We start from the raw sequence: 15,991 nt of genomic DNA, 5'->3' as shown, positions 1-15,991 counted from the left end.
GATTACAGCCCCATTTTGACCAGTTTCGGCAGATTTGCTTTATCCAGGCTTTCGGTTTCGTTACCCAGAATGGTGTGCGTGGCTTCATCTACTTTCACTTTGCCCATACCTTCAATGGTCATGCCGTCAGTGATTTTTTCGCCTTTTTCCAGCTTCTCGGCGATGCGCACGAAGACTTCGCCAGCAACCATCGGATTCCAGATAAAGCCGCCTTTGATGGCACCGGCTTTTACCAGACTTGCGCCCTGACCCGGACTGAACGGCCCGAAGACGCAAATGTCCTCCGTTTTACCCCGGTTCAGCACCGCACGGCCTGCGCCGATCGGACCCTGTGAACCGATCGCCAGAATGCCTTTCAGGTTGGCGTCTTTGGACATCAGGTCATTGGTGGTACGGATGCTGTCGTCGAGGGATTCACCGACGCCAAACTTGTCACCGACCAGATGCATATTTGGGTAGTGCTCTTTCTGATAATTGATGGCGGCATCGGCCCATTTCTGATGCAGCGGCACCGTTAAGCTGCCGACGTACACCGCGTAATCACCCTTTTCTTTCATGCACTGTGCGAGGGCGACCATGTGCGTAATGCCGTGCTGCGTGGCATCCACCATTTCAAAATCCCAGTCGGCGTATTTCTGATCCGGCGATTCATGAACGATGACTTTGATCCCGGCATCGTGGGCACGTTTCAGCACCGGTTCGAGCACGCGGGCGTCGTTAGGCACCACGCCTATCACATCCACTTTTTGCGCGATCAGATCTTCAATGGCACGTACCTGCAATGCCGGATCCGCGCTGGTCGGCCCGACCTGCCAGGCATCGATCCCGCGTTTGGCCGCTTCACTTTTGATCCCAGCTTCCATCGCGTTGAACCAGGCGTTACCGCCGACTTTCACCACCACACCCATGCGGATTTTGTCGGCAGCGTGGGCTGACAGGGACAACATGGCTGTAGCAAACAGGCAGGCAAGAACGGATTTCTTGATCATGTTTTCTCTCCAAAGAGGTTCAGTTATTTGCCGCAGCGAGAGGGCCGTTGCGACTGTTTTTAGTTTTTTTCTGTAGGGGTGAAGGAGAAACCTCAATTACGTTGACGTTGCTCCAGGCCAGTTCCTGTCGGAATTCTTCATCCTCCAGATGGTCTGTTATCAGTGTGTCTATTTCCCGGTAGTGGCAGATCCGCGCAAAAGAGCGCCGGCCGAATTTGCTGGCATCAGCCAGCAAAATTTTGTGCTCGGAAGAAAGCAGCATTTGCTGTTTCAGCCGCGCGTGATGCTCGTTACTTTCACGGATACCGCCTTCGTGGCTGATGCCGTGACAGGAGAAAAACAATTTATTTATCACGAACTCTTTCAGCATTTGTTCGGCCAGAACGCCGACAAAATCCTCATACTTCGCTGAATATTCACCGCCCAACCCGATCACCCGCACATTGGCTTTCACTGCCAGCGTCTGAATGATGTGCACCGAATTGGTCAGCACCACCAGCTGGATGTCCGGCAACTGCCGGGACAGAAACCAGCTGCTTGAGCTGCTGTCGAGCAGCAGACAATCGCCGGGATTGATCAGCTGCAACGCGCGCTTGGCGATGCGGGTTTTGCTGTCGGGGGACTGGTTGCTGCGGTCACGAAACGATTCTCCCTGCTCAATCTGCGACGGCACCGAGGCTGTCCCGGACGCCGCATGTTGGGCAAATACCGCGCCGCCATGGCTGCGTTGCAAAATCCCGCGCCTTTCCAGCAGCGCCAGATCGCGCCGCGCAGTCTCCAGCGAGATGCGGCATAACTGCGCCACTTCCTGCACCAGAATGCGTCCGCGCTGGCTGAGGATTTCAGTGATAAAACGATGGCGTTCTACAGGCAGCATGTGGTGATTCCTCTTTCCCGATGTCAATTAGGATACGCAGCCGGATGCTTGCGGAATGCGCAGTGCCTCAAAAGCGACCGCGTGCGTTTTTCGCCGCCGTCGTCATGTGATAGTTGTCACGAAAAGATGAGAAGAGATGAAATGTTAAAGTTTGGATCTGTGGCGGGAACGGCATTAAATCGTCATTCAGGCTGCAACAAGACAGCAACAGATTTGCAAACGGTCACAATTCCTCGTGCGACGCAGTGACCGACTATGACCGTTTGTGTGGCTTTGACCGTTTGGCATAAAAAAAAGCGCCCTGAGGCGCTTCTGATGTTGTTAAAGAGGGTTTTACTTTCCGCCTGCCAGCTCCAGAAAACTTCCGGTCACATAGGACGCGGAATCTGACAGCAGCCAGCAAATTGCCTGAGCCACTTCTTCCGGCTGGCCGCCGCGCTGCATCGGCAGACTGGCTTTCACGCGATCCACACGCCCCGGCTCACCGCCGCTGGCGTGCATTTCTGTGTAGATCAAACCGGGCCGCACGCAGTTTACACGGATACCGCAGGCAGCCACTTCCAGTGCCAGACCGGTGGTCAGGGTATCCACTGCGCCTTTCGACGCGGCGTAATCCACGTATTCACCCGGAGCACCCAGACGCGAAGCCGCCGAGGAGACATTCACAATCGCCCCGCCCTTTCCGCCATGACGATGCGACATGATTTTCACCGCCTCGCGACAGCACAGGAAATAGCCCGTCACATTGGTGGAAAGCACTTTGTTGATGCGTTCAGCAGAAAGATTTTCAATGGTCGTCTGCTGGAACAAGATCCCGGCATTATTGACCAGCGCGGTAATCGGCCCCAGTTCATCATTGATACGCCGGAACATGGCAACGACCTGCGCCTCGTCGGCGATATCGGCTTGCAGGGCGATAGCCCTTCCCCCGTTCACGGTGATGTCGTTGACGACGGCCCGGGCGGCCATTTCATTGCTGAGATAGTTGACGCCGACGGCGTAACCTTGTTCGGCGAGTAATATCGCCGTGGCCCGGCCAATGCCGCGGCTGGCACCGGTGACGAGGGCTATTTTCATCAGGGCGTTTCCAGGGGAAGTGAGGAAAGTGGTTGCTCCTCCCCCTGCGAAGGGGGAGGAATTTGGAGTCTTACTCGTAATCTGAGATCGGCACACATGAACAGAACAAGTTTCTGTCACCGTAGACATCATCCAGACGCTTCACCGCCGGCCAGTATTTATTCTCGCTGCCTGCCGGGAAGACCGCCAGTTCACGGCTGTACGGATGGGTCCACTCGCTGACCAGTTCGTCCTGCACGTGCGGGGCATTCACCAGCGGATTATCAGCCAGCGGCCATTCGCCTTTGGCGACGCTGTCGATTTCACCGCGAATTGCCAGCAGCGCGTCGATAAAGCGATCCAGCTCGACTTTGCTTTCTGATTCGGTCGGCTCAACCATCAACGTACCGGCAACCGGGAAGGACATGGTCGGGGCGTGGAAGCCGTAGTCGATCAGACGCTTGGCGATGTCCATTTCGCTGATGCCGGTCGCTTCTTTCAGCGGTCGGATGTCCAGAATACATTCGTGTGCCACGCGACCATCGCGTCCGGTGTAGAGCACCGGATAAGCCTCTTTCAGACGGGTGGCAATGTAGTTAGCGTTCAGGATCGCAACCTGACTGGCCTGTTTCAACCCTTCCGCGCCCATCATGCGGATATACATCCAGCTGATTGGCAGAATTGAAGCGCTGCCGAACGGTGCGGCGGACACCGCGCCATTTTGTGTCAGTACGCCGTCAATCTGTACTACGCTGTGACCCGGTACAAACGGCGCCAGATGGGCTTTGACGCCGATAGGGCCCATGCCCGGACCGCCACCGCCGTGTGGGATACAGAAGGTTTTATGCAAGTTGAGGTGCGAAACATCTGCGCCGATGTAGCCCGGCGTGGTAATGCCGACCTGTGCGTTCATGTTCGCGCCGTCGAGGTAAACCTGACCGCCATACTGGTGAACAATCTGGCAGACTTCGCGGATAGTTTCCTCGTAAACGCCGTGCGTTGACGGGTAAGTCACCATGATACAAGACAGCGCATCGCCCGCCTGCGCCGCTTTCTCACGCAGATCGCTCAGATCAATGTTGCCCTGTTTGTCACAGGCGACAACCACCACGGTCATGCTCGCCATCTGTGCAGACGCCGGGTTGGTACCGTGGGCAGAACTTGGGATCAGACAAATGTGACGGCTGCTTTCGTTACGGCTTTCATGGTAACGGCGGATCGCCAGCAGACCGGCGTATTCGCCCTGCGCGCCAGAGTTAGGCTGCATACAGACGGCATCGTAACCGGTCAGTTGCACCAGCCACTGTGAAAGCTGACCAATCATTTGCTGATAACCGGCGGCCTGTTCAGTCGGGCAGAACGGGTGCAGTTCAGCGAATTCCGGCCAGGTGATTGGGATCATCTCGGCGGCAGCATTGAGTTTCATGGTGCAGGAACCCAGCGGGATCATTGCCTGATTCAGCGCCAGATCCTTTTTCTCCAGACGGTGCATGTAACGCATCATCTCGGTTTCGCTGTGGTACTGATTGAACACCGGATGCGTCAGGATCGGATCCACACGCAGCATCGCGGCCGGGATCGAGTTGCTGTCAGTCGAAACAGCTTTATCCAGTTTATCGATGTCCAGACCGTTGTCGTCCCCCAGCAGAGCGGCGAACAAGATCTGCACGTCTTCACGGGAGGTGGCTTCATCAAGCGTCACGCCGACAGCACCGTGAATATCAGTACGCAGGTTCAGACCGAAGCTCAGCGCGCGTTCCAGCACGGCGGCTTTGTCTTTCACTTCCACGGTCAGGGTATCGAACCAGGTATTGTGACGCAGGGTCAGACCGCCCTGTTTCAGGCCAGTGGCCAGAATGTCGGTCAGGCGGTGAATGCGTGAAGCAATGCGTTTCAGGCCTTCAGGGCCGTGGAATACTGCATACAGGCTGGCGATGTTGGCCAGTAAAACCTGCGAGGTACAGATGTTGGAGTTGGCTTTTTCGCGGCGGATATGTTGCTCACGAGTCTGCATCGCCATGCGCAGTGCGGTTTTGCCTGCAGCGTCGCGGGAAACACCGATAATGCGGCCCGGCATTGAGCGTTTGAAATCATCAATACAGGCGAAGAACGCCGCGTGCGGGCCGCCGTAGCCCATTGGCACGCCGAAACGCTGTGCCGAACCAAAGACCACGTCCGCGCCCTGCTTGCCCGGCGCGGTCAGCGTAACCAGTGCCATAATGTCAGCGGCAACGCTGGTGATAATTTTGCGGGATTTCAGTTCAGCCAGCAGTGCGCTGTAATCGTGAACTTCACCTGTGGTGCCGACCTGCTGTAACAGCACACCGAACACGCCTTCCAGATCCAGCACCTTCTCGGCTTTATCAACAATGATGTCGAAGCCAAAGGTTTCAGCACGGGTGCGAACCACGTCCAGGGTTTGCGGGTGCACATCGTCAGCCACGAAGAAACGGTTGGCGTTTTTCAGTTTGCTGGCGCGTTTTGCCAGCGCCATCGCTTCAGCAGCGGCGGTCGCTTCATCAAGCAACGAAGCAGAAGCCAGATCCAGACCGGTCAGATCCAGCGTCAGCTGCTGGAAGTTCAGCAGTGATTCCAGACGCCCCTGCGACACCTCGGGTTGATACGGCGTATACGCGGTGTACCAGCCCGGATTTTCCAGCATATTGCGCAGGATTACCGGCGGCGTCAGCACCGCGCTGTAACCCATACCGATGTAGGATTTATAGCGCTGATTCTGGCTGGCAATGGCTTTAAGCTCAGCCAGCGCCTGATGTTCGGTTACGGCATCGCCGACGGCCGGTGGCCCCGGCAACTGAATATCGACCGGAACGATCTGCTGGATCAGGGCATTTAACGAACCGGCACCGACCGTCTCCAGCATATCTTGCTGCTGCTGAGAAGACGGACCAATGTGGCGGCCGATAAACGCTTCGCTGTGTTCGAGTTGGCTGAGAGTCTGAGTCATTTGCTACGCATTCCTGAAATCTGCTGGAGGTGTCTTGGGATACTGACAAAAGCTACGGGTGTTGAATGCGCCCCGCAAACGGGTTGCGAGGCGGTCGTGCAGTCTTACTTATTCGTCGATCGAGGAACCATAAGCTGCTGCATCAAGCAGGTTAGCCAGTTCGGCTTCGTCTGACGCTTTAATCTGGAACAGGAAACCGGCACCGTATGGCTCGCTGTTAACCAGCTCCGGAGAACCTTCCAGTTCACCGTTCACCGCGATGATTTCGCCGCTGATCGGGGAGTAAATATCGGAAGCCGCTTTCACGGATTCTGCCACGGCGCAGTCTTCGCCAGCAGCCACTTCACGGCCAACTTCTGGCAGATCGACAAACACCATGTCGCCCAGCAATTCCTGCGCGTGTTCGGTGATACCTACGGTGTAAACGCCGTTGCCTTCAGAACGCACCCATTCGTGGGAAGAGGCATATTTCAACTCTGCGGGAACATTGCTCATCAATAATCTCCTGAAAATGTTTTTAAATTTTTGTGTTCAACTCAATCGGATTCGTTACTGCGCCAGCGGTTTACCATTACGGACAAAGCCCGGTTTGGTGACTTTTACCGGCATCTCACGGTTACGAATTTGCACAATCGCCTGCTCGCCAATGCCTGCCGGAACGCGCGCCAGCGCGATGCTGTAGCCCAGCGTCGGGGAGAATGAACCGCTGGTGATCACGCCTTGTTGAGTGTTGCCTGCCGCATCGGTGAAATGCACCGGCAGCTCGTTACGCAATACGCCTTTTTCGGTCATCACCAGACCGACCAGCTGTTCGGTGCCCTGCTCGCGCTGTCTTTCCAGGGCGTCACGGCCAATAAAATCGCGGTCTTCCGGTGCCCACGCAATGGTCCAGCCCATGTTGGCCGCCAGCGGTGAAACGCCTTCATCCATTTCCTGACCGTAAAGGTTCATACCCGCTTCCAGACGCAGCGTGTCACGTGCCCCAAGACCGGCAGGCTTCACGCCCGCCGCCAGCAATTTCTGCCAGAAATCTGCGACCTGTTCTTGCGGCAGCGCTATTTCATAGCCCGCTTCACCGGTGTAGCCGGTGGTCGCGATAAACAAAGCGCCCGCCTGCACGCCAAAGAACGGCTTCATGCCCTCGACGGCCTGTTTTTGTTCAGCAGTAAATAAGGTTTGGGCTTTTTCTTTCGCCTGCGGCCCCTGAACGGCCACCAGCGCTAAATCATCACGTACGGTCAGTTCAACGCCGTACGGTTCTGCATGCTGCGAAATCCATGCCAGATCTTTCTCACGGGTCGCGGAGTTCACCACCAGGCGGAAATAATCTTCAGTAAGGAAATAAACAATCAGGTCATCGATCACGCCGCCGGAGGCATTGAGCATACCGGTGTACAGCGCTTTGCCGGGAACGGTTAGTTTGGCGACATCGTTCGCCAGCAGGTAACGGAGGAATTCACGGGTACGGGCACCGCGGAGATCAACGATGGTCATGTGCGAGACGTCGAACATGCCGGCATCCTGGCGCACAACGTGGTGTTCATCCAGCTGGGAGCCATAATGCAGAGGCATCATCCAGCCGTGGAAATCGACCATACGCGCACCGCACGCGACATGTTGTTCAAAAAGCTGAGTCTGCTTAACCATCTTATTCCTCATGACGAAAAGGCTGCCTGAAAAAGTCGAAATTCGCAGGGAGCGCAAACGATACCCTTTACCTGAACTTACCACCGAATTCCCCTGCTAACCATAAGATAAAATATGCAGAGCAAAGGGAATGTCAGTTAAATAGCAGGGGCATTGTGCAGAGTTTTTGACTGGGAAAATGGGGTTTGTGGCGCAAAATCTACAAATAAACAGCAAAAATATCGACGTTATATAACGACAAGGCCGGATTTCTCACCATTTGCAGAATGAGAAATCCGGCCCCGGATTAGAAAATGTAATGGAAAAACTGAGCTGAAATTAGATTATTTCAATCGAAGCGAATCTTCCTGCAACCATTCGGGTAAGTCGTTCAGCCCCATGGCCTGACGCACTAATTTAGGTTTCACGCCCGGCAGTGAATCAGCCAGCGTCAGGCCGATATCACGCAGGAGTTTCTTCGCTGGATTGTCACCGGCAAACAGTTCGCGAAAACCCTGCATTCCGGCCAGCATCAACGCAGCACTGTGCTTACGGCGGCGCTCATAGCGACGCAGATACATGTGCTGCCCGAAATCTTTGCCTTCTTTTTGCAGGCGTTTGATTTCAGACGCCAGCTCGGCCGCATCCATAAAGCCTAAGTTTACGCCCTGCCCGGCCAGCGGATGTACGGTGTGCGCCGCATCCCCCACCAGCGCCAGACGCTGTCCGGCAAAACTGCGGGCATAACGACCGGTCAGCGGGAAGGTCTGACGTTCGCTTTCAACGGTACAGATGCCCAGACGCAGATCGAAAGTGCTGGCGAGAATTTTGTTGAATTCTTCAGGTTCTAGCCCACGCAGGCGCTGTGCCTCATCCGGCGAAACGGACCACACAATCGAAGACAAATGCGCATCGGCCAGCGGCAAAAAGGCCAGAATACCCTCGCCGTGGAAGACCTGTCGTGCAACAGACTGGTGCGGCTCTTCGGTGCGAATGGTCGCCACCAGTGCATGATGGCGGTAATCCCAGAATGTCAGCGGGATATCGGCGTGCTGACGCAGCCACGACTGTGCGCCATCAGCGCCAACGACCAAGCGCGCGCTCAGCTGGCGATCGTCATTAAGCGTAATAAAGGCGTCGTTTTCGCCCCACGCAACGTTTTTCAGCGTAGCGGGTGCCAGCAGGGTGATATCAGAGGACTTCTCCGCCTGTTGCCAGAGCGCGCGGTGGATCACCTGATTCTCAATGATGTGGCCGAGATGGCTGAATCCGTATTTTTCGCCACGAAACGCGATTTTGCCGAAGCTGTCGCGATCCCAGACTTCCATCCCCTGATAAGCATTGGCGCGTTGCGCGGTGATGTTGTCCCAGACGCCGATGTATTTCAGTAAACGCTCACTGGCGGCATTGATGGCTGAAACACGCAGACCCGGCTGTTCCGGCAAAGGGGAATCGAGATCTGGCTGCTGGCTTTCAAGCACTGCAACGCGCAATCCGCTGCCCTGTAATCCGCACGCCAGCGCCAGACCGACCATCCCGCCACCGGCGATAACCACATCAAAAGATTGCATAATTTTTCCTATAAGGCTTAACGATCAACCCAGCCTAAAGTCCTGCGTGTAAAAGCATCGCGCAGCGGCGTAATGCCTTCCATCGCCAGTAAACCCAGATTGCGTCCGACCATTAATGGCAGCCAGCGATTGGCAAATAAATGGATCAGACCATCGGTCACGCCGACGGTAGCCTGCTGATCGGGCTGACGGCGCTGCTGGTATTCACTCAGCACGCGATAACTGCCGACGTCGGTTCCGTGCGCGGCGGCATTTGCCAGCGTTTCCGCCAGCGTCATCACGTCACGTAAACCAAGATTAAAGCCCTGTCCGGCGATCGGATGCAGCGTTTGGGCGGCATTGCCGACCAGCGCCAGACGGTGGCTGATATGACTGTTGGCTTTCTGTAATTGCAGCGGATAGCTAAAGCGCGTACCGGCCTGCTTCATCGTGCCCAGGCGCCAGCCGAAGGCTTTTTGCAGTTCACTGAGAAATTGCGCTTCAGTCCAACCATCGATTTCAGCTTTGGCCTCACGCGGATGACACCACACCAGCGAGCTGCGCCCGTCGGACATTGGTAATAAGGCCAGCGGACCGTGTTGTGTGAAGCGTTCAAACGCACGGCCACGATGCGGTTCAGACGTTGCGACATTGGTGATGACCGCAATCTGACCATAGTCTTCGCGCTGCCAGCCAATATTGCAGGCCTTCGCCAGCGAGGAGTGGGAACCGTCGGCGGCGACCAGCAGCTGCGCGGTCAATGTTTCGCCGGTATCGAGCGTGACGCTGGCAGAATCTGCCGTCCGTGCGATATCCACGACTTTGGCCGGACAATGCAACGTGACGCCCGGAGCGGCCTTCAGGAGTGCAAACAAACGTTTGCCGACTTCATGCAGCTCGACCACCTGCCCCAATGCTTCAACGCCGTAATGCGCGGCATTGAGATGCACGAAGGCCGCATGGCCGCGATCGCTGACGTGGATATCACGGATCGGCGTGGCGATTTTTGCCAGTGCCGGCCAGATGCCCACGCGAGCCAGCTGCTGACAAGTCCCCTGCGCCAGCGCTATCGAACGGGCATCAAAGCCCGGATGCCCGTGATTTTCCGGCGCAGTGGCTTCCACCAGATGCACCGCCAGACGCCCTTGCGTCAGCGCGGATATCGCCAGCGCCAGTGTGGCACCGGTCATTCCGCCGCCAACAATCACTATGCTCATAGACAAACGTTGCTCATGTTAGTTACGTGCTGCTGCCATCAACGCTTCAATGTCATCAGCTTCTTTCACTACGTCGCCGGTCAGAATTTCAATGCCGGTGGCGGTGATCAGGATGTCGTCTTCGATACGAATACCGATGCCGCGATAGGCTTCCGGCACATCGGCATCCGGCGCAATGTACAAACCGGGTTCGACGGTCAGTACCATCCCCGGTTCCAGCGTACGGCTACGATCAACCGAACCATAATGGCCGACGTCATGCACATCCAGCCCCAGCCAGTGGGACAGGCCGTGCATGAAGAACTGACGGTGCGCCTGCTCGGCATAGAGTGTCTCAACGTCGCCCTTCATCACACCCAGTGTGACCAGACCTTTAATCATCACGCGGACGGCAGCTTCGGTTGCTGCCTGAATACTGCTGCCTGGTTTGAGCACTTCCAGTGCTTTGTATTCTGACGCCAGCACGATGTCATAGATTTCGCGCTGTGCTTTGCTGAATTTGCCGTTCACCGGGAAGGTACGGGTGATATCACCCGCGTAACCTTTGTATTCACAACCGGCGTCGATCAACACTAAATCACCGTCGCGCAGCTCACACTCGTTTTCGGTGTAATGCAAAATGCAGGCGTTCTCGCCGCCGCCAACAATCGTGTTGTAGGACGGATAACGTGCGCCATGACGGGTAAATTCGTGATGAATTTCGCCTTCAAGGTGATATTCAAACATGCCCGGACGGCATTTTTCCATCGCGCGGGTATGGGCCAGCGCGGTGATTTGTCCGGCGCGACGCATGATGCTGATTTCTTCAGCGGATTTGAACAGACGCAGATCGTGAACCCACGGACGCCAGTCGGTGACCGTGGCCGGTGCAGAGAAGTTCTGACGGAAGCCTTTCCGCAGTTTATCCATCGCACGGTTAAGAATTTCATCGGCGTAGGCGTATTCGCCCTGCGCGTGGTACACCACGTCAAGGCCGTTGAGCAGCAGATGCAGTTGCTGGTTGATGTCGCTGAAGGGCAGTGCTTTGGTGACGCCCAGCTTAGCCGGTGCCGCGTCCTGGCCAAGACGACGGCCAAACCAGATTTCAGCAGTGAGATCACGCACGCGGTTGAACAGCACGCTGTGGTTATGGTTCTCATCACTTTTCACCAGAATCAGCACCGCATCCGGTTCGTTGAAACCGGTGAAATACCAGAAGTCGCTATTCTGACGATACGGGTATTCACTGTCGGCGCTGCGCGGCGCTTCGGGTGCTGCAAAAATCACGGCGGCGCTGCCTGGTGCCATCTTGGCTAAAAGTGCCTGACGACGATTCTCAAATTCTTGCTGAGTCATCTCACCTGCTCTCCTGAAATCGTTTTAATTAATCGTGTTAAGAACAATTCATGAAAAACTTAATGCAATGTACGCGGATTTTCCGGGGCGGTCGGCAAGCTGTGGCCAAATTCGCCAAAGCACAGGATGGCTGCCACGCGGACGTATTCCACCACTTCTTCTAAAGACTGCGCCAATTGTTCCTGATCTTCATCTTCGTCGTAACCTAATTGCGCGATGCTACGCAAATCGTCGATAGCTTCGCCGACTTCGCCTTTCACTTTGGCGAGTTTGGGCTGCATCATGCCGAGACCGAGCAGGAAATGGTTGACCCATCCCGCCAGTGCGTCGGCGCGCTCGAAGATGCTTTTATCATCATCTGGCATCATGATTTTGAATTCGAAACTGTCGTCTTCCAGGGTATCGGAGGTGACTTTACGCAATTGCTGTAGCAAATCGGCCAGCGTGTGCGGGTAGGCCATGCCTTCATTCGTCAGGTCATGCACCAGCGTTAACCAGCTACCGTCCCGGTTGCCACCGCACAGTAAACCACTGATCAACCCGTGCATTTCTGCTGCGGTTAAAGCAACCGATTGTTGTTTCAGGTTTTGATCCAACGAATCGTAAGTTGGGTAAGTATTCTCAATAGACATGCGCATTCGCCATCGTTGGCTGGATAAGTTCGTGTTATGCTACCACCAAGGTCTGTCGTAGTACCAGATTAGCAGCCTGTCTCAGGCACACTGAGGGTTGAATGTCTCGCTCTGAACAATCGGGCAGCAGTCAGTCAGCCACGGGGTTGTAACCTGGTATTGAGATAGTTATAGTGGCGCCCGCTTCCAACATCCTGCGCCAGGTCGTAGTGGTCACGTTGGGGCGGACGAATAAATTAGCAGGAAGGTGGCATGTCTGCACAACCGGTAGATATTCAAATTTTTGGTCGCTCTTTACGAGTGAATTGTCCGCCAGAACAACAGGAAGCACTGAATCTGGCAGCTGAAGATCTTAATCAGCGGTTGCAAGATCTGAAAGTTCGCACTAGAGTCACCAATACAGAGCAACTGGTTTTCATCGCGGCATTGAACGTATGTCACGAACTTGCTCAGGAAAGGTTGAAAACTCGCGATTACGCATCCAATATGGAACAACGTATCCGGATGCTGCAACAAACCATCGAGCAGGCACTGCTCGAACAAGGCCGGATCTCTGAACGTGAAGGGGCGCCTTTCGAATAACACACGTTGCTGATTTGCTGGTCACAGGCAGTCAGAAACGGTAAAAAATTTCTCTGAGATGTTCGCCAGCGGGCCCGTCCCCTGAGCCGATAATTAGTACCAACAGAATGTGATGATCCGTAATCGGTGCGCATGCTCGGTCCGTCCGAGAAGCCTAAAGATTGCGACAGCACGTTCACCTTGAACCATGGGTTCAAGGGTTACAGCCTGCGACGGCATCTCGGAGATTCCCCTTTCTTTTCGGTACATCCCTTTCTGGTTCATGTATCTATGTTGCACACACCTCAGTTCACTTTAGCCCGACAACAACTCCGCACCGAAATACGCCAACGCAGGAAAAATCTCACTCCCGAACAGCAAACTCATTTTGCCCTTCAGGCCGCCGAACGCGTTGCTTCGCATCCTAAAATTCGCTCTGCGACGACTGTTTCCGTATTTCTGTCTTTTGACGGAGAACTCGATACCGCACCGCTCATTCAGCGTTTATGGCAAGAAGGCAAACAGCTTTACCTACCGGTGCTGCACCCTTTTTCATCTCATCATTTGCTGTTTCTGCACTACACGCCGCAAACTCTGCTTGTACGTAATCGCCTTAAAATTCTCGAACCACAGCTGGACGTCACAAAGGTTCTCCCCCTCACGCAGCTGGATATTATCCTGACACCGCTGGTGGCGTTCGATAACCAAGGTCAGCGCCTGGGCATGGGCGGTGGTTTTTATGACCGTACGCTGGAGCACTGGCAGAACGGCGGGCCATATCCGATCGGTTTAGCCCATGATTGCCAGAAAGTAGAGGAATTGCCGGTTGAGCACTGGGACGTGCCATTGCCGGAAGTGATTACGCCGGGCAACGTCTGGACGTGGTAATGCTCAGGTCCTTCTGTTTATCTCGGTGAAAACTTAAGTATGTTGTAACTAATACTTAATAAAGAACATAAAAACGTTCACGTTTCACTTCAATCTACTGAAAAATAATATTTTTTAGGTTTATACATACCGTTACACGCCGAAACCAATCACTCACGGACAGCAGAGTTCAACACGCTTATTATCCTTTCATCGGCCCCGCAGTGGGGTAGACACATAAACTAAAAATCCTTGAGGAATTAACGATGAAAAAAGTATTAGCTCTGGTTGTAGCCGCTGCAATGGGCCTGTCTTCTGTCGCTTTCGCTGCTGAAACAACAGCAACTCCGGCACCTACTGCTACCGCAACAACGGCTGCACCTGCTGCCAAGCATGTAACTAAACATAAGACTCACAAGAAAGTCGCTCAGAAAGCGCAAGCGGCTAAGAAACACGTAAAACACGCTAAGAAAGCAGCGCCGGTTGCTCAGAAAGCCCAGGCTGCTAAAAAACCTGTGAAACACGTTAAGAAAGCAGCACCGGTTGCTCAGAAAGCCCAGGCTGCTAAAAAACACGTGAAACATGCTAAGAAAGCGGCTCCTGCTGCAAAAGCAACACCTGCTGCATAAGTCTGAATAAGATAGCCAGATAAGTGTCTGCACTTGTCCGCTATCAGGACTGATAATCTGACACCCGGTCCGCCGGGTGTTTTTTTATCCATTTTTGCCCTGAGGTACCGCAAGATGCTGCGACGCTACCAGTTCGAAATAACCTTTTCCTCCATGATCCTCTGCGGTCTGATCGCCCTGCTGCTTCTGATGAGATTTTGAATCGTCATTAGAGGACCCGCGATACCCCAAAACGCCCTGATACCAGACACAAAAAAACCGCCTTTCGGCGGCCTTGTTGTTTCAGCTGATGCGATCAGTAAAGCAGACGGGCACGAATTGTTCCCGGAATGGCCTTCATCAGCTGCAGCGCGGTAGTCAGCGTCGCAATATCCGTTTCAGCATCAATCACCACGTAACCGATTTCAGGGCTGGTTTGCAGGTACTGCGCTGCAATGTTGATCCCCTGCTCGGCGAAAATCTGGTTGATGCTGGTCAGCACGCCCGGACGGTTTTCGTGGATGTGCAGCAGACGGCTGGCTTTCTCGGTGTGTGCCGGCAAAGATGCTTCCGGGAAGTTGACCGCTGACAACGTCGAGCCGTTATCAGAGTATTTCGCCAGTTTGCCCGCCACTTCCAGACCAATACCTTCCTGCGCTTCCATGGTAGAGCCGCCGATATGCGGCGTCAGCAGCACATTGTCGAACTCACACAGCGGCGAATTGAATGGATCGCTGTTGGTCGCCGGTTCTTCCGGGAAGACGTCGATCGCCGCGCCTGACAGATGTTTGCTGCGCAGTGCGTTGCATAGCGCAGGAATGTCGATCACGGTGCCGCGTGAGGCGTTGATCAGCAGTGCGCCCGGCTTCATCTGCGCCAGTTGCACTTCGGAAATCATATCTTTGGTACTGATCGTTTCCGGCACGTGCAACGTCACGACATCGCTGGTGTTGAGCAATTCTTCCAGAGAGGCAATCGGCTGCGCATTGCCCAGTGGCAATTTGCTTTCGATGTCGTAGTAGAAGACGCGCATCCCGAGGCTCTCGGCCAGAATGCCCAGCTGCGTGCCGATATGGCCGTAACCGATGATGCCCAGACGTTTGCCGCGCGCTTCGAATGAACCGACAGCCAGTTTGTTCCAGATGCCGCGGTGTGCTTTGGCGTTCGCTTCAGGAATGCCGCGCATCATCAGCAACATTTCGCCCAGCACCATTTCGGCAACGGAACGGGTGTTGGAGAACGGTGCGTTGAAGACCGGAACACCGCGACGCGTGGCGGCTTTCAGATCAACCTGATTGGTTCCGATACAGAAACACCCCACAGCCACCAGTTTTTCTGCTGCCTGGAAAACTTCTTCGGTCAGCTGAGTACGCGATCGGAGCCCAACAAAGTGCGCATCACGGATCGACTCTTTCAGCGATTCCGTATCCAAAGCACCTTTGTGAAATTCAATATTGGTGTAGCCCGCTGCACGGAGGGTATCAACCGCACTTTGGTGGACGCCTTCCACTAACAAAAATTTAATCTTGTCTTTCTCAAGTGATACTTTTGCCATTTCCCGACCCTATATGTTTCTGCCTGAATTCGAACTGCAAGGTGATTGCTCACAGCCAACATAACAAAAAATCCGCCATCATCAATACAAACGATTGCCTGCCCGGTAGCAGAAGGCTCACCGTGCCAGAGGGTTTCTAGCATTTCATGCTGG

Annotated in this window: 14 protein-coding genes and 1 other RNA gene; 4 read left to right on the top strand and 11 right to left on the bottom strand. The window is 54.6% G+C overall.

The genetic code is table 11. The features are described from left to right. Positions 1 to 2 precede the first annotated feature (2 nt). From TU92_RS01460 to TU92_RS01415, 10 genes are all read right to left on the bottom strand, one after another. Positions 3 to 989 carry a substrate-binding domain-containing protein gene (locus TU92_RS01460; RefSeq protein ID WP_414060789.1) on the bottom strand — a complete coding sequence of 329 codons (987 nt, stop codon included), beginning with the start codon at positions 987 to 989 and terminating at the stop codon, positions 3 to 5. Between the two features lie 19 nt (positions 990 to 1,008). Continuing rightward, the gene (locus TU92_RS01455) at positions 1,009 to 1,866 is read right to left on the bottom strand and encodes a DeoR/GlpR family DNA-binding transcription regulator (RefSeq protein WP_112164200.1); all 858 of its coding nucleotides are present in this window, start codon (positions 1,864 to 1,866) and stop codon (positions 1,009 to 1,011) included. Positions 1,867 to 2,199: 333 nt separating this feature from the next. Next, the gene (locus tag TU92_RS01450; protein WP_112164199.1) at positions 2,200 to 2,943 is read right to left on the bottom strand and encodes an SDR family oxidoreductase; all 744 of its coding nucleotides are present in this window, start codon (positions 2,941 to 2,943) and stop codon (positions 2,200 to 2,202) included. A gap of 70 nt (positions 2,944 to 3,013) precedes the next feature. Beyond that, positions 3,014 to 5,887 carry an aminomethyl-transferring glycine dehydrogenase gene (gene gcvP, locus TU92_RS01445; RefSeq protein WP_112164198.1) on the bottom strand — a complete coding sequence of 958 codons (2,874 nt, stop codon included), beginning with the start codon at positions 5,885 to 5,887 and terminating at the stop codon, positions 3,014 to 3,016. A gap of 108 nt (positions 5,888 to 5,995) precedes the next feature. Beyond that, complete coding sequence (gene gcvH, locus TU92_RS01440) at positions 5,996 to 6,382, bottom strand: glycine cleavage system protein GcvH (protein WP_112164197.1); 387 nt, start codon at positions 6,380 to 6,382, stop codon at positions 5,996 to 5,998. Positions 6,383 to 6,436: 54 nt separating this feature from the next. After that, the gene (gene gcvT / locus TU92_RS01435) at positions 6,437 to 7,534 is read right to left on the bottom strand and encodes a glycine cleavage system aminomethyltransferase GcvT (protein ID WP_112164196.1); all 1,098 of its coding nucleotides are present in this window, start codon (positions 7,532 to 7,534) and stop codon (positions 6,437 to 6,439) included. 323 nt (positions 7,535 to 7,857) lie between these two features. After that, positions 7,858 to 9,084, bottom strand: a complete 1,227-nt coding sequence (gene ubiI, locus TU92_RS01430; RefSeq protein WP_112164195.1) for an FAD-dependent 2-octaprenylphenol hydroxylase — start codon at positions 9,082 to 9,084, stop codon at positions 7,858 to 7,860. A gap of 17 nt (positions 9,085 to 9,101) precedes the next feature. Beyond that, positions 9,102 to 10,280 (bottom strand): 2-octaprenyl-6-methoxyphenyl hydroxylase, encoded by a 1,179-nt coding sequence (gene ubiH, locus TU92_RS01425; protein WP_112164194.1) that lies wholly within the window; start codon positions 10,278 to 10,280, stop codon positions 9,102 to 9,104. 18 nt (positions 10,281 to 10,298) lie between these two features. Beyond that, positions 10,299 to 11,615: a Xaa-Pro aminopeptidase gene (pepP, locus tag TU92_RS01420; RefSeq protein WP_112164193.1), complete on the bottom strand. Its 1,317-nt coding sequence runs from the start codon at positions 11,613 to 11,615 to the stop codon at positions 10,299 to 10,301. 59 nt (positions 11,616 to 11,674) lie between these two features. Continuing rightward, positions 11,675 to 12,247 carry a YecA/YgfB family protein gene (locus TU92_RS01415; protein ID WP_112164192.1) on the bottom strand — a complete coding sequence of 191 codons (573 nt, stop codon included), beginning with the start codon at positions 12,245 to 12,247 and terminating at the stop codon, positions 11,675 to 11,677. Positions 12,248 to 12,499: 252 nt separating this feature from the next. On the opposite strand from TU92_RS01415, the gene zapA reads away from it, so the two are divergent. From zapA to asr, 4 genes are all read left to right on the top strand, one after another. Beyond that, positions 12,500 to 12,829: a cell division protein ZapA gene (zapA, locus tag TU92_RS01410; protein ID WP_013576788.1), complete on the top strand. Its 330-nt coding sequence runs from the start codon at positions 12,500 to 12,502 to the stop codon at positions 12,827 to 12,829. A gap of 47 nt (positions 12,830 to 12,876) precedes the next feature. Then, a non-coding RNA gene (gene ssrS / locus TU92_RS01405) (6S RNA) lies at positions 12,877 to 13,060 on the top strand. Between the two features lie 39 nt (positions 13,061 to 13,099). After that, complete coding sequence (locus TU92_RS01400) at positions 13,100 to 13,696, top strand: 5-formyltetrahydrofolate cyclo-ligase (RefSeq protein WP_112164191.1); 597 nt, start codon at positions 13,100 to 13,102, stop codon at positions 13,694 to 13,696. Positions 13,697 to 13,941: 245 nt separating this feature from the next. After that, on the top strand, positions 13,942 to 14,304 hold the full coding sequence (gene asr, locus TU92_RS01395; protein WP_112164190.1) for an acid resistance repetitive basic protein Asr: 363 nt from the start codon (positions 13,942 to 13,944) through the stop codon (positions 14,302 to 14,304). Between the two features lie 295 nt (positions 14,305 to 14,599). Here the strand turns inward: asr and serA are convergent, their stop codons facing one another. Continuing rightward, complete coding sequence (serA, locus tag TU92_RS01390) at positions 14,600 to 15,838, bottom strand: phosphoglycerate dehydrogenase (RefSeq protein ID WP_112164189.1); 1,239 nt, start codon at positions 15,836 to 15,838, stop codon at positions 14,600 to 14,602. Positions 15,839 to 15,991: the final 153 nt, after the last annotated feature.

The sequence above is a fragment of the Rahnella inusitata genome, from assembly GCF_003263515.1.
Taxonomy (GTDB): domain Bacteria; phylum Pseudomonadota; class Gammaproteobacteria; order Enterobacterales; family Enterobacteriaceae; genus Rahnella; species Rahnella inusitata.
This window is presented reverse-complemented; position numbering and strand designations above follow the sequence as displayed.

Coding starts and splice junctions, on each gene's coding strand:
- serA (WP_112164189.1), bottom strand. CDS start 15,838: ATGGCAAAAGTATCACTTGAGAAAGACAAGATTAAATTTTTGTTAGTG.
- gcvP (WP_112164198.1), bottom strand. CDS start 5,887: ATGACTCAGACTCTCAGCCAACTCGAACACAGCGAAGCGTTTATCGGC.
- TU92_RS01415 (WP_112164192.1), bottom strand. CDS start 12,247: ATGTCTATTGAGAATACTTACCCAACTTACGATTCGTTGGATCAAAAC.
- gcvH (WP_112164197.1), bottom strand. CDS start 6,382: ATGAGCAATGTTCCCGCAGAGTTGAAATATGCCTCTTCCCACGAATGG.
- TU92_RS01450 (WP_112164199.1), bottom strand. CDS start 2,943: ATGAAAATAGCCCTCGTCACCGGTGCCAGCCGCGGCATTGGCCGGGCC.
- TU92_RS01455 (WP_112164200.1), bottom strand. CDS start 1,866: ATGCTGCCTGTAGAACGCCATCGTTTTATCACTGAAATCCTCAGCCAG.
- ubiH (WP_112164194.1), bottom strand. CDS start 10,280: ATGAGCATAGTGATTGTTGGCGGCGGAATGACCGGTGCCACACTGGCG.
- asr (WP_112164190.1), top strand. CDS start 13,942: ATGAAAAAAGTATTAGCTCTGGTTGTAGCCGCTGCAATGGGCCTGTCT.
- TU92_RS01400 (WP_112164191.1), top strand. CDS start 13,100: ATGTTGCACACACCTCAGTTCACTTTAGCCCGACAACAACTCCGCACC.
- TU92_RS01460 (WP_414060789.1), bottom strand. CDS start 989: ATGATCAAGAAATCCGTTCTTGCCTGCCTGTTTGCTACAGCCATGTTG.
- zapA (WP_013576788.1), top strand. CDS start 12,500: ATGTCTGCACAACCGGTAGATATTCAAATTTTTGGTCGCTCTTTACGA.
- pepP (WP_112164193.1), bottom strand. CDS start 11,615: ATGACTCAGCAAGAATTTGAGAATCGTCGTCAGGCACTTTTAGCCAAG.
- gcvT (WP_112164196.1), bottom strand. CDS start 7,534: ATGGTTAAGCAGACTCAGCTTTTTGAACAACATGTCGCGTGCGGTGCG.
- ubiI (WP_112164195.1), bottom strand. CDS start 9,084: ATGCAATCTTTTGATGTGGTTATCGCCGGTGGCGGGATGGTCGGTCTG.